Here is an 11950-nt window from a genome sequence, read left to right on the forward strand (position 1 = left end):
CGACCGATGACCACGCATGACCGCGTGTCCCACGAGGAACGCGATGCCGAGCGTGAGCCAGGCCAGCAACCAGGCGAGCAAAGGACCTGCCGCCTAGCGGCTCCCGCCGGCGGTGCTCCGTCACCGCTGCGCGTGCGGAGCTCGCGCCCCGCCTCCGGCGGAACACGGGGGAGCGCGAGGGGATCGCCCCTCGTGGCCGGCCCGAAGGCCGGCCCCTCCCCCGCGCTACTCGGCGGGCGTCAGGAACGCAATCAACGCGGCAGCCTCGGCGGTGCCGTCGTCGTAGACAGGCATCCCGCCGGGTCCACACTCCCCCGGCAGTCCGAGCGTGTTGCGGGTGCGCGTGAGAATCTCCACGTCGGTCGCGGCGGCGTTCTCCGGGTCCTCGTCGCGGCTGGTCGCGAGGATGAGGGCGAGCTGGTCGGCGCTCGCGCGGCCGGTGTCGATGCGGGTCATGGTGTGGTCCTCTCAGCGGCTCAGGAACGGGGCGACGCGGCGGATCGCTGCGCGGCGGATCGCTGCGCGGCGGATCGCTGCGCGGCGGGCGTGAGCGACGCAGTGGCGGAACGAGCCGCTGGTGATGCCGTGCAGCTGGTCGGAGTGCCACGCCTCCCAGTCCCCGGACTTGCGGCGGGTGACGTGTACCGAGGGCGTCGTCGTGGGGTCGGTGCCCACGACGCGGACGTCGACCGCGCGGGTGCCTCCGAGCGTGAGGTAGGTCTTCGTGGTGGTCTGCAAGTCGGTGGTGGTCTGCATGGTGTGGGTGCTCCCTCTGGCTGATCGTTTTTCTTTGCCTCTCCGGCGGGGAAAACCGTTTGAGTGGAGGCGGCGCAGTGACGCCGATAGCGAGCGATGTGAGGGAGCGCAGCGACCGCGTTCGGGATCGGTGGCACGGAGCCGGTGGAGCGAAATAGGTTGAAACCGCGGAGAGGTGAAGATTCTCAATCAGGTTTGTCAAGCCAGCGGGGGTGGTCTGGCTCGGTTGTTCTTCCTTCTCTCCCAGCGTTTTTTTGCCTGGAAGGCACGTAGTGCCGAGCAGGGTCGGAGGTGGGAGCGCAACCCGGAGGGCGGAGGAGGAGAGGTTGTCGGCGCGATGTGAGGGAGCGCAGCGACCGCGTGTCGAGAACCTCGGAGGAGCCGGCCGCGCAGCGGCTTGCGCGGACGCCGGAGGCCCGTACGCTGCCGAAGGCTTCCAGGCAAAATGCGCGCAGCGCACAGCACCGCGTCGACCGGAGGTCGGCGTCCATGTCGGTGCCCGCGTCCGAGATCGTCTGCGCACCAGGAACGTGCTGCTCGATCGGGGTGCACGTGCGCTGTCTCTGTATGCAGTGCGTACCGCTGAGAAGCCGCATATCTCCGCGGAGCAGGCCGGTTCCGCCGCGCCACGGGTGCGAGCATGACCGTGGGAGGCCGGGATGCGTGACGCGGTGATGGTCGTCGAAGACGACGTCGAGATGGGCGAGCTCATCAAGCGGGGTCTTACCGGCGACGGCTACGACGTCGCCCTGTTCTCGAACGGGGTCGACGCGCTGAACGCGGCGCGCGACGCGGACTACGCCGCCGCGGTTCTCGACGTGATGCTCCCCGGAATGAGCGGCTTCGAAATCTGCCGGCACCTGCGCGCGACCGGCGCCACGCTCCCGGTGATCATGCTCACCGCCCGCGACGCCCTGCAGGACCGCGTGTTCGGCCTCGACGCAGGCGCCGACGACTACCTCGCCAAGCCGTTCCACTTCGAGGAGCTCTCCGCTCGCCTACGAGCCATGATTCGCAGAGAGCACCTCACGAATCGCGCGCCGGTCATGATCGGGAACCTGCGCATAGACCCGTACGCCCACTCCGCGACGATCGACGGCGCCGTCCTGCCGCTGAGTCCAAAAGAGTTCGGAGTCCTCCGCGCGCTCGCGGCGCGTGCCGGGGACTTCGTGCCGCGGGAGGAGATCCTGCTCGAGGTGTGGGGGTCGGCGGACTTCGTGGACCACAACATCGCGGAGCAGTACGTCAGCTACCTCCGCCGCAAGCTGGCCGCGGGCGGCGCGTCGGTCGAGATCCTCACCCGTCGGGGTGCGGGCTACCGGCTCGGGGGGAAGCCGTGAGCTGGCGGTCCCTGTCGATCCGGGTGCGGATCACGGTGTCGAGCCTGCTGGTCGCGATGCTGTTCTTCGGGATCGTCGCGGTCGTCGTGCGCGAGCAGCTCGATCACATCCTCGATGCCTCCACGATCGAGCTGGTCCGCTCGGGAGCGTCGCAGGCGCTGATCGAGGAGAGCCGCGACACCGCCGAGGCCGTCGTCGGCGGCGTCAGCACGACGCTCCTGATCGCCCTCGCGATCCTGTTCGTCGCGTTCGCTGTGACGTCCTGGGTCCTGGTCGGCCTCGCGCTGCGCCCCGTCGGCAGGATGCGCGCGATCGCCGACCGGCTGCGCCAGGGACGCTCCACCGAGCTGCTCCCGGTCGGGCCCGCCCGCGACGAGCTCTCCGACCTCGCCTCGACCCTGAACGCGCTGATCGCGGACCTGCGGGAGTCGGCGGACCGGGAGCGGCGGCTCGTCGCCGACGCGAGCCACGAGCTGCGCACCCCGCTCGCCGCGCTGCGCACCCGGCTCGAGCTCGCTGAGCGGGTCCGTGACGATCCGGCGGCTCTCTACGCCGATGTCGTCGACGCGCGCCGCTCGATCGACCGCCTGCAGTCCCTGACGGACGGGCTGCTGATCCTGTCGAGGATCGACGCGGGCATCGCTACCGGCGACGCCTCCTCGGCGGCCCTGCGGGAGGAGGTAGCCGACAGCGTCGACCGCGCCCGGATGCTCGCCCGCGAGCGGGACCTCGCGATCGACTTCGTCGCCCCCGCCTCGATCGTCGCCGCCCGGTACCCGATCTCCCCGACCGATTTCGGCCGGATCCTGGACAACCTGCTCGCGAACGCCGTCACTGCGACGCCCGACGGCGGCAGCGTCAGCGCGACCCTCGTCGAGCGCGCCGACGAGATCGTCCTCTCCGTCGACGACGACGGCCCGGGCGTCCCCGACGCGTTCCTCGCCGTCGCGACCGACCGCTTCACCCGCCCGGACGCCGCCCGCTCCCGGGAGGGCGGCGCCGGCCTCGGCCTCGCCATCGTCGCCGGGCTCAGCCGGGCCGCCGGCGGCGAGCTCCGACTCCGCAACCTCGCCCCCCACGGCCTCGGTGTCGACGTCCGCATCCCCGCGACGCAGCCCGACCCGACCTCTCGCAAGGAGAACCGATGATCGACCCCCAATCCCTCCTCGACGGCGCCGGCCCCTGGGCGATCGCCCTGGTCTGCCTGATCGCGTTCGTCGAGACGGGCCTGCTGATCGGGTTCTTCCTCCCCGGTGACACCCTCCTCTTCTTCACCGGTGTCTTCGTCGCGACCGGCGTGATCTCCCTGCCGGTGCCGCTGGTGATCCTGATGGTCGCCGCCGCCGCGTTCCTCGGCGACCAGCTCGGGTTCGTCATCGGCCGCGCGAGCGGGCCGCGGATCTTCGAGCGCAAGGACAGCGGGCTCTTCAGCCGCTCGAGCGTCGCCCGCACCCAGTCGTTCTTCGACCGGTTCGGCGGCTGGGCGGTCACCATCGCCCGCTTCGTCCCGGTCGTCCGCACCTTCGCCCCCGTCGCCGCCGGAGTCGGGAAGATGCACTACGCCCACTTCGTCGGCTTCAACGCCCTCGGCGCCGCCGTCTGGTCCACCGGCGTGATCCTCCTCGGCTTCTTCCTCGGGCAGATCCCCGGCGTCGCGGACTTCGTCGGGAAGTACATCGACATCGTCCTCGTCGGCATCGTCGTGATCAGCCTCGCCGGCATCGCCCTCACCTACTGGCGGCAGAGGAACCGCGCTGGCCGCGACGCCTGAGCGCCGCGCTCAACGGGTCGGGCGCGGTCGGCGGAGCGCGATCACCGCTACCAGCAGCATGAACACCGCGAGGGCCGCGAGCGTGACCGGGCCGGTGCCCAGGCCCAGGCCCTTCCGGTCGACCGGATCCGCGAGCCAGTCGCAGACCGAGGCGCCGAGCGGTCGCGTGACGACGTAGGCGGCCCAGAACGCGAGGACCGCGTTCCGCCCCGTGAACCGGTGCGCGAGCGCCGGCACCGCGATGACCGCCGCGAACAGGACCGCGGACGGCAGGTAGCCGAACCCGAGCGTCGACGCGGTCAGATCGCCCGCGGCCGTGCCGAGCGCGAAGGTCCCGGAGACGGCGAGCCAGTAGAACGCGGCGCGGCGCGGCGTCGTAATCGAGTGGATCGACAGCGTCCGCTCCGCCCGCCACCACAGGGCGAAGACCGCGGCGAGCGCCACCGCGAACCCGAGAGTCGAGACGAGGTACGGGACTCCGGCGACCACGTGCAGCACGTCGGCGGCCATCGTGCCGAAGACGCTCACCATCAGCACCGCCGTCCAGTACACCCACGGGATGTACCGGCGGGCCGCGAACTGCAGCGCGAGGGCCGCGAGGAACGCGAGCCCTGTCGCGCCGACCACGATCACCGGGTCGAACGCGGTCGCGAGGAAGTCCGACGCCGTCTCGCCCATCCCCGTCGTCAGCACCTTGAGGACCCAGAACAGCGCCGTCGCCTCGGGCACCGTCGAGGCGGCGTAGCGGCCGGCGAGGAGGCGGGAGCGGATCCGAGGGAGCGGAGGGCGGCGCTGATCGGTGAGATGCGTCATGCCGCCATGGTCGGGCAGTCTGCGGCACCCGGGGCTGGGGGCTTCGCCGGGTCCGTTGAACAAGCGCACAGCGACCCGCTCACCGGCAGCGCTGCCCGCTGCCTTCCGCCGTCATCTGGTCGGACGGTGCCCGGAGAAGCGCCGCCAACGGAACGACGGTGATGCAGCACGTTCGGTGTGCAGCCTGACCGCGAGCGGCGCCCAGACGATCAACGCCACCCCGGCGCCCAGGAGCAGCCCACCGACGGTGTCGGAGATCCAGTGCGCACCGAGGTAGGTGCGGCTGAGCATCATCGCCACCGTGTAGAGGGCACCGGCGATCCGGACCCACCACAGGGGGAAGACGATCGCGAGGACCACCGCGGTCGTGGCCGCGTTCGCGCTGTGTCCGGAGGGGAAGGAGCCGAAGTCGGCGTTCACGAGGATCTCCAGCGGCCGTGGACGCCCGACCGCGTTCTTGAGGATCTGCACCAGCAGCCCGCTGAGCGGCGCGGCGATCGCGAAGTACGTCGCAGCCCAGCGACCGCGCCAGAGCAGCAGCGCCGCGAAGACGACCAGAGGAATCACGATCGTCCCGAGGATCCCGCCGCCGAGGCTGTTCATCACCAGCGACGGGACCAGCCAGAACGTGGACCGGTGCTCGATGATCTCGTTCATCCAGGCGGTGTCGAACCCGAACGGCTTGTCGTGCTCGCGGTAGAAGATCAGCGCGGCCAGGAGGATGGTGAGCAGCACCGCGAGGCCCGCCGAGATCAGCGGCCATCGTCGCGCCGCCCGATACGCGATCGCACCGTCCGGTAGGGGTTCCCGGTTCGGCATCAGTGTCGTCCTCGTCTCTCGACGCGAAGCACGCCGCAGAAGTCCACGCTATGAACGAGCCGTCTGTGGCGGCGGCGGATTCCCCTGCATCCGTTGTGAAAGCACAGAGCCTCGACCCCCTCAGCTCGGTACCGACCTGATCGCGTTCGGGTACTTCGGGTCGTTGTGAGCAAACACAACGCAGCACGGCGCATCCCGAGCCGCCGCCCACTTCCCGACTGAGACTCTGCGGGCATGGACATCTCAACGACGGCAGCACCGTCCCGCGGCCGGCGGCTGCTCAGCAAGGTCCCCGAGGTCACCATCTGGTTCTGGATCATCAAGATCCTCTGCACAACCGTCGGCGAGAGCTTCGCCGACTGGATCAACATGGTCCTCGGCGTCGGCCTCATCGCGACCGCCGTGATCTTCATCATCGTCACCGCAGTCGTGCTCGCGATCCAGATGCGGCTGCGCCGCTACCTGCCCGCCGCGTACTGGCTGACCGTCGTCGTCATGAGCGTCACCGGCACCCTGCTCACCGACATCCTCACCGACCAGCTCGGCGTCCCCCTCTGGGCCAGCTCCCTCGTCTTCTCCGTGCTGCTCGCGATCGTGTTCAGCGTCTGGTACTCGAAGGAGCGCACCCTCTCCATCCACAGCATCGACACCGCCCCGCGCGAGGCGTTCTACTGGCTCACCGTCCTCGTCACCTTCGCGCTCGGCACCGCCCTCGGCGACTGGACTCTCGAGCTCACCGGCTGGGGCCCTGGCGTCTCGATCCTCCTGCCCCTCACGCTGCTCGCGATCGTCACCGGCCTCTGGCGCTACGGCGCGAACCCGGTCCTCGCGTTCTGGATCGCCTACATCCTCACCCGCCCCCTCGGCGCCAATATCGGTGACTGGCTCGGCCTGTCCCCCGACGAGCAGGGCCTCGGGCTCGGCACCTTCGTCACCAGCATCATCTTCCTGCTCGCGATCCTCGCCACCGTCGTCTACCTCTCCCTCAGCAAGGCCGATGTCGACAAGGGCGCATCCGAGCACTACACCACGCCAGTCGCCCGCGAACGCCGTTCACTCGTCGCCTTCGCGGTCCTCGCCGTCGCCGTCGTCGGGCTGCTCGCCTTCACCAACAGCCAGCCGCACACCAGTCCGGCACCGGAAGGCGCAGCCCCGGCCTGCGATGCGTCGGGAACGCTGTCCGCAGCTGACGCGAAGGCATCCGTTCAGACCGACTTCCCCTCCGCCGACGTGCAGAACTTCCAGACGATCACCGCCGACACCCTCGCCCTCGTCACCAGCGGCGATCAGGCCGGCGCGAAAGCCCGCGCCACCGACCTTGAGACCGCCTGGGACGACGCGGAGCCCGCACTGAGCGCCGCGAACTGCCAGACGTGGACCTACGTCGACCAGCAGATCGACCCCGTTCTCTCCTCCGTCCGCGCCGGCAGCCCCGACCCGGTTGTCGAGAAGACGAGCATCCAGGACCTGCTGACCACTCTCGCCGGACGCTGACATGAGGCGTCACGGTCTTCTTTTGCGACCCGAATCTGGCCTCCTCCGACCAATTGATCACTGCCGCCCTGCCCTGCCGCCGCCGCAGCGGCATCAGCGCGACTCAACACATCGATCGGAACCGGTCGGTGACAAATCGGTCCGCTATTGAACCCATGCTCGAGCTCGTAGACGCACTCCGAGCACACGGGGCTGCCGACCAGGCCGGCGTCCGCGAGGTGCTCCACCCAGGGGTGCGAGCACTCACCACAAACCTCAGCGAGCAGAACCCGGAACCGGGCGCGGCGCGAACGGCGAGCGTCAGCTCGCCGGCGCCACTGCGGGAGGCCGACCATCACGTGAGCGTAGCGAGCGCGCCACCAAGCAATCGCGCGCTTCGCCTCATCCGCATCGCCTCTGGCGTCCCGTTTGGGGATTCCCATACGGACGGTAACTAAGGATCTATCCGGCGGTGATCAGCTCGCCGGGCGCACCGAGAGACGCGAGGTCGACATCGCCCTGTGACGTCAGGAGCTCTCCGCTGATCCCGTCGTAGACGGCGGTGAAGACGTCCACCCGATGGAGGTCGAAGCCATAGGGCACGTCTGTTCTCTCCGCGGGCGCGTGCACGGTCAGCGCCCAGACCGGCTCGTCCTGTGCGACCCAGTAGTGGTCCGCGAGAGCGGGGTCATACGCGGCGAGCTCCTCGTACGTGGTTCCGACCGCGTAGATCGGGTACTGCTTCTTCTCCTCCGCACTGAGCGTCGAGAGGAGTCTTCCGGTGCCGTTGGCCAGGTCGAGCGCCGGGTTCGTCAGCTGCTGGACGTCGATGATCGGCCCCTCAGAGGCGGCGGCGGCGATGGGGGTGCCCGGCGGGCCCTGTGTCGGGACGGTGGGTGTCAGGGCCTCCGTCGTCTCCGTTGGTTGGGCAGGCGTCTCGGTGGAGATGGGGGTCATGCTGGCGTTGGCGTCGATGGTGACGGGGCCGGAGCGGATGCGCATCGTCGTGGAGGTCTGGGTGAGGCTGACGTCCTTGGTGCCCAGGACGTCCATCAGCCACTGCTCTCGTTCGCCAGCGGCGGCGAGGCAGCCGACGTAGGTCGTCGCGGGGTCCCCGCTGACGACCCACAGGGATGTCTGCAGACCCGCGGACTGGAGGTCGTAGGTCAGCGTGTTGCACGGCCCGTCGACGCTTAGCTTCGACCGGCCGTCGATGCCGATGATGCGAAGACTGACGGGGTGATCGAGCAGCCATCCGCCTGATCCTTGATCGCCGATGACAGCGGTGGTCTCGTAGACGGGCTTGGTCGCGTCTTCGGCGCTGAGCAGTTCACCCGGCACCTGCGCCGTCGACGGCGACCCGGGGCTGCTGGCGCTCGTCGCGCATCCACTGGCGAGGAGCGCCGCGGAGAGGCAGAGGGTACTGAGGGCGAGGGTTCTCGTGCGTCTGAAGGTCACTGGTCGACTCCGGTCCGGGTCGTGGGCGGGTTGGTGCAGTCGACTGTGGTGGTCAGGTCCGTGAAGATGTCGATTCGGCCGCCCTCCTGGCACACCTGGGTTCCTGCGAGGGAGAACAAGGCGGCGTCCGTTCCGTCTCCGTTGGTACCCGCGAGCGCAGCGCACGCCGCGGCGAGCGACGCAGTGGAGTGTTCTGCGGGTGTCTGGATCTCGCCCGACAGGGCAACGCCCTGCCCGTCCGCTTCCCAGCAGGTGACGGGCGCTGCGACCGGAGTGCCGCGCTCGGTCGTCACCGCCGTGAGGACTGCCGCGCTGAGGACGGCGCCGGCGATGCCGGCGAGCGTCACCGCCGCGGCCTGGCGAAGACGTCGGCGGCGGCGGATGCGGTGCGCGAGGCGTGCGCTGATGCGCTCGAGCTGCTCATCGCTCAGGTCACGACTGTCCATGGTCCTCTGTCCGTTCCGTCAGGGCTCTCGTCACCGATGCCCGTGCCCGCGAGAGGCGGTTGCGGACCGTCCCGCGGGACAGGCCGAGGGAGCCCGCGGCATCGCTGTAGCTGAGGTCGTCTTCGATGCACGCCGTCCAGATCGCGCGGTCCGTCGCGCTCATCTGCTCGACCAGACGTCGCACGTCCAGCAGCCGCTCGCTCGCCTCCGCGTCGACGCCGCGAGAGGCGGTGTCGTCGGAGAGGGGCAGGTGGCGTCGGCGCTGCTCGCGGCGATTGGTCGAGAAGCTGAGGTTGCGTACCGTGACCAGCAGCCAGGGCAGCACCGACTCCCCCACGATGCGCACGCCCGAGCGGCGCTGCCAGAGCAGGAAGAAGCTCTCCTGCACGACGTCCTCGGCATGACCGGCGTCCGCGAGGAAGCTTCCCGCGGCCCGGTAGACCGCGCGGCCGTGCATCCGGAAGAGAGCATCCAGCGCCGAAGGGTCACCGCCGCGAAGACGATTTACCAGCGTCACCTCAGCAGCACCGACCATCCGACATCACCCCCTCAGTAGTGAATGCCCTCAGAGCACGGTTTCGTCTCAAACTTCACGAACGAACATCGCCGGTCCCGCAATGCGTCTGTGACCGATCGCCTTGCGGACGCTCTCGGTCGCGAGCCGGTTGCTCCTCGTGGTGAGAGCCGCATCACGCCTACTCTTCTCCCGTGGGCGGACTCGAGCTGGGCAGCGGTCGAGGCCGTTTCTCGCCCATTGAGGGGAGACGCCGTGGTTGAAGGTCTGGACAGTTGGGATCCGAGCGGGCTCTCGCCGGACCGGCAGACGCCACCCCGCCAACGACGGTCGGTGAGACTGTCGATCGCGCTGGGCGCTCTAGCCGTCGTGGCGGCCGCGGGTTCTGTGGGTAGGTGATCTGCTGTTCGGAGTGCATGGCCCTTCCCACTACGTCAGCATCACCAACGACACCGGAGCCTCACTCACCTGGTCCTGCTCCTGGTCCGATCTTCACCTCGCCGCCGGGGAGACGGGTCAGCTGCGCATCCTCGACCAGCCCGACCAGGACTACGGCTGCGTCCCACAAGCAGCGACCCCCTTCGTAGCGGCGGCGCACAACAACGACATCTGCCCGTCACTGAACTCCATGACCGAGGGAAGGCAGTTCACGGCAACCGACTTCGCGAAGACATACCGCTGCCCGTAGCTGATGCGCGCTTGCGGCGTCGTTCCGAGCTGGCTCGACAGCTGTTCGGGATCATCGCGTCGGGCGGGCGCACCGAGAGCAGCTGTCGGCACGTCCCCCTCGGTCCGGAGGACGGCTAGACCGGCGTCGTACACGGGAGCGCAGAGAACGGCTGCAGCCGCGATCGTCGCTCCCGCGACGACGAAAGGGCGTCCGCGCTCTCTGGGCTCATCCACGAGCCCGGCCACGAGCAATGCGCTGTGGCCCCTGAGGGAACTGCGGCCACTCCATCCGGTCGCCCCAACCTCACGAGAAAGGGAGGAGCGGGGATGACGGCGGATGACCTGCTCTCCCTCAACCCGTTCCGCTTCCCTTCGGACGAGATTCTGCGTGTCGGTGAAGTGTCGCTGCGCGATGACCTCCCTGCGGGGCGCTCGCAGCCGCCTCTGTTGTTCCGGTTCTTGATCGATCCCGTGAAGTGCAGTGCATGATGTCCCGATGACCGTTGGAGAGCCCCCGCGACCGAGTGCAGCGACGCCCGTCGTTCTCGCCTTGGTCTTCGGCGGTCTCGCAGCCGTCATGGGAGCGGTTGCCTCCATCTACATGTGGGACCCGAGCGAGACGTGCCGGACCCGCGGCGGAGGCAGCCTGACCGGAGAGGGGTTCCTCTGGAACCCGCTGTGCTCGGACGGTTCGACCGTTCAGCCGACATGGATGACGTTGACGACTGCTGCGGCGTTGATCGTGGCTGTGACATGCGTCGTCCTCGCGGCCATCCGACGAGCTGAACGCGACGGACAGGAAACGGCGTCGTCCGACGTTCTGCACGACTTCTCGCGCCAGACCCTGCCGGAGGACAACCGGCTCCGCAAGCTGGGCGACGAATGGTGAGAGACGGCGGCTCCCAGGGGTTCTATCGTCCCGCCGTCGCGATGCGGCGTGCGTCGGTCCACGAATCGGCGTTTAGGTGATCGCTCGACGATCCCCATAAGGGACGCGCACAAGGCGCTCGGGTTCGCGAGACTGAACTGATGTCGGGGTTGCTGGTCATCGATCTCGTGTCGCGCGTGATCAGAGCCCGCCGCGGCCGAGCCGCGACGCACGAGAGGTGACGCGCCCGACGTCGGGAATCAGCACGCCTCATGGTCCACGGCGACGGAGGACCGGACGTCAACCAGCCGATCTGCGGCGTCGGCTCAGCGCCCAGACGAGCGCGCCCGCGAGGATCACCGCGCAGGTCAGCCCGGCGACGTGCAGGACGAGCGACGGCACGCCGTTCTCGGGGAGCAGGAAGCCGTACGGCACCCACCCGTCGGTCGCCCCGCGGACGAGCACGACGACGACCCAGACGATCGGGTAGGGCAGGACGACCCACAGCCGGCGCCAGGAGAGCGGCCCGCGGTCGTTGACGACGATGAAGTCGAGGAGGACGAGCGCGGGGAGCACCACGTGCAGGACGGCGCTGACCCAGGGCGGGGCCGTCCCGGTACCGGGAACGAGGGTGTTGTAGATCACGGCGACGACGATCGAGTAGGCCGTCGCCGCGCCGCGGACGTAGCTCAGCCACACGGGCGTCGGACGGCGGGCGAGCGCGACCGATCCGGCGACGATCAGCACCGCGCTCGCGAGCAGGCTGGTCTGGTTCGTGAAGTAGCCGAAGTAGTCGAACGGATTCGGGTCGCCGACCGCAATGCTCAGCGCATAGGTGTGGAGGATCACCGCGACGGCGGCTGCACCGACGGCGATGCGCGCTACACCCACGAATGGGCGGGTCGGTGCCGGGGAACTCATCGGGTCAGCCTAGGAGCCGTCGGGCTTCCTGACGACCCGCAGCAGACCGGCTGACAGCGGTCAGCCCGCCGGCACCGTCCGCATCTCCTCGCCCACCGAGGT

General features: G+C 69.4%; 15 protein-coding genes. 7 read left to right on the forward strand and 8 right to left on the reverse strand.

The window, feature by feature from the left end; all coding sequences use genetic code 11:
- Window positions 1–225: 225 nt before the first annotated feature.
- Both C5B93_RS03580 and C5B93_RS03585 read right to left on the reverse strand, forming a co-directional pair.
- On the reverse strand, window positions 226–456 hold the full coding sequence (locus C5B93_RS03580; RefSeq protein ID WP_104291796.1) for a hypothetical protein: 231 nt from the start codon (window positions 454–456) through the stop codon (window positions 226–228).
- A 12-nt stretch (window positions 457–468) separates the two neighbouring features.
- A complete protein-coding gene (locus C5B93_RS03585) occupies window positions 469–756 on the reverse strand; it encodes a hypothetical protein (RefSeq protein WP_104291797.1) in 288 nt (95 codons plus the stop codon).
- A 659-nt stretch (window positions 757–1415) separates the two neighbouring features.
- Here C5B93_RS03585 and C5B93_RS03590 point away from each other — a divergent pair.
- Genes C5B93_RS03590 through C5B93_RS03600 form a run of 3 tightly spaced genes read left to right on the forward strand, consistent with a single transcriptional unit; the run spans window position 1416 to window position 3867 of the window.
- Window positions 1416–2096, forward strand: a complete 681-nt coding sequence (locus tag C5B93_RS03590) for a response regulator transcription factor (protein WP_104257589.1) — start codon at window positions 1416–1418, stop codon at window positions 2094–2096.
- On the forward strand, window positions 2093–3244 hold the full coding sequence (locus C5B93_RS03595) for a HAMP domain-containing sensor histidine kinase (protein ID WP_104291798.1): 1152 nt from the start codon (window positions 2093–2095) through the stop codon (window positions 3242–3244). The genes C5B93_RS03590 and C5B93_RS03595 overlap by 4 nt, the downstream gene beginning before the upstream one ends.
- Window positions 3241–3867 carry a DedA family protein gene (locus tag C5B93_RS03600; RefSeq protein ID WP_104257591.1) on the forward strand — a complete coding sequence of 209 codons (627 nt, stop codon included), beginning with the start codon at window positions 3241–3243 and terminating at the stop codon, window positions 3865–3867. The genes C5B93_RS03595 and C5B93_RS03600 overlap by 4 nt, the downstream gene beginning before the upstream one ends.
- 9 nt (window positions 3868–3876) lie before the next feature.
- On the opposite strand, the gene C5B93_RS03605 is transcribed toward C5B93_RS03600, so the two are convergent.
- Both C5B93_RS03605 and C5B93_RS03610 read right to left on the reverse strand, forming a co-directional pair.
- On the reverse strand, window positions 3877–4680 hold the full coding sequence (locus tag C5B93_RS03605) for a hypothetical protein (RefSeq protein WP_104250830.1): 804 nt from the start codon (window positions 4678–4680) through the stop codon (window positions 3877–3879).
- A 111-nt stretch (window positions 4681–4791) separates the two neighbouring features.
- Entirely contained in the window at window positions 4792–5499 is a 708-nt protein-coding gene (locus tag C5B93_RS03610) for a phosphatase PAP2 family protein (RefSeq protein WP_104250831.1), read from the reverse strand.
- 234 nt (window positions 5500–5733) lie between these two features.
- On the opposite strand from C5B93_RS03610, the gene C5B93_RS03615 reads away from it, so the two are divergent.
- Window positions 5734–6993 (forward strand): hypothetical protein, encoded by a 1260-nt coding sequence (locus tag C5B93_RS03615; protein ID WP_104257592.1) that lies wholly within the window; start codon window positions 5734–5736, stop codon window positions 6991–6993.
- 441 nt (window positions 6994–7434) lie between these two features.
- Here the strand turns inward: C5B93_RS03615 and C5B93_RS03620 are convergent, their stop codons facing one another.
- Genes C5B93_RS03620 through C5B93_RS03630 form a run of 3 tightly spaced genes read right to left on the reverse strand, consistent with a single transcriptional unit; the run spans window position 7435 to window position 9411 of the window.
- Window positions 7435–8430 (reverse strand): hypothetical protein, encoded by a 996-nt coding sequence (locus C5B93_RS03620; RefSeq protein ID WP_104291799.1) that lies wholly within the window; start codon window positions 8428–8430, stop codon window positions 7435–7437.
- The gene (locus C5B93_RS03625; protein ID WP_104291800.1) at window positions 8427–8876 is read right to left on the reverse strand and encodes a hypothetical protein; all 450 of its coding nucleotides are present in this window, start codon (window positions 8874–8876) and stop codon (window positions 8427–8429) included. Before C5B93_RS03625 ends, C5B93_RS03620 begins: the two co-directional genes overlap by 4 nt.
- Entirely contained in the window at window positions 8863–9411 is a 549-nt protein-coding gene (locus C5B93_RS03630; protein ID WP_104291801.1) for an RNA polymerase sigma factor, read from the reverse strand. Before C5B93_RS03630 ends, C5B93_RS03625 begins: the two co-directional genes overlap by 14 nt.
- Window positions 9412–9802: 391 nt before the next feature.
- Here C5B93_RS03630 and C5B93_RS16895 point away from each other — a divergent pair, with 391 nt between their 5' ends.
- The 3 genes from C5B93_RS16895 to C5B93_RS03640 all read left to right on the forward strand — a co-directional run bounded on the left by C5B93_RS16895 (window position 9803) and on the right by C5B93_RS03640 (window position 10948).
- Window positions 9803–10078: a hypothetical protein gene (locus C5B93_RS16895; RefSeq protein WP_146076568.1), complete on the forward strand. Its 276-nt coding sequence runs from the start codon at window positions 9803–9805 to the stop codon at window positions 10076–10078.
- Window positions 10079–10386: 308 nt separating this feature from the next.
- Window positions 10387–10548 carry a hypothetical protein gene (locus tag C5B93_RS17130; RefSeq protein ID WP_181068051.1) on the forward strand — a complete coding sequence of 54 codons (162 nt, stop codon included), beginning with the start codon at window positions 10387–10389 and terminating at the stop codon, window positions 10546–10548.
- A gap of 7 nt (window positions 10549–10555) precedes the next feature.
- A complete protein-coding gene (locus tag C5B93_RS03640) occupies window positions 10556–10948 on the forward strand; it encodes a hypothetical protein (protein WP_104250836.1) in 393 nt (130 codons plus the stop codon).
- A gap of 279 nt (window positions 10949–11227) precedes the next feature.
- Here C5B93_RS03640 and C5B93_RS03645 read toward each other — a convergent pair whose 3' ends face one another.
- Complete coding sequence (locus tag C5B93_RS03645; protein ID WP_146078432.1) at window positions 11228–11848, reverse strand: Pr6Pr family membrane protein; 621 nt, start codon at window positions 11846–11848, stop codon at window positions 11228–11230.
- Between the last annotated feature and the right edge of the window lie 102 nt (window positions 11849–11950).

The sequence above is a fragment of the Rathayibacter sp. AY1A2 genome, assembly GCF_002930935.1.
Classification (GTDB): Bacteria; Actinomycetota; Actinomycetes; order Actinomycetales; family Microbacteriaceae; genus Rathayibacter.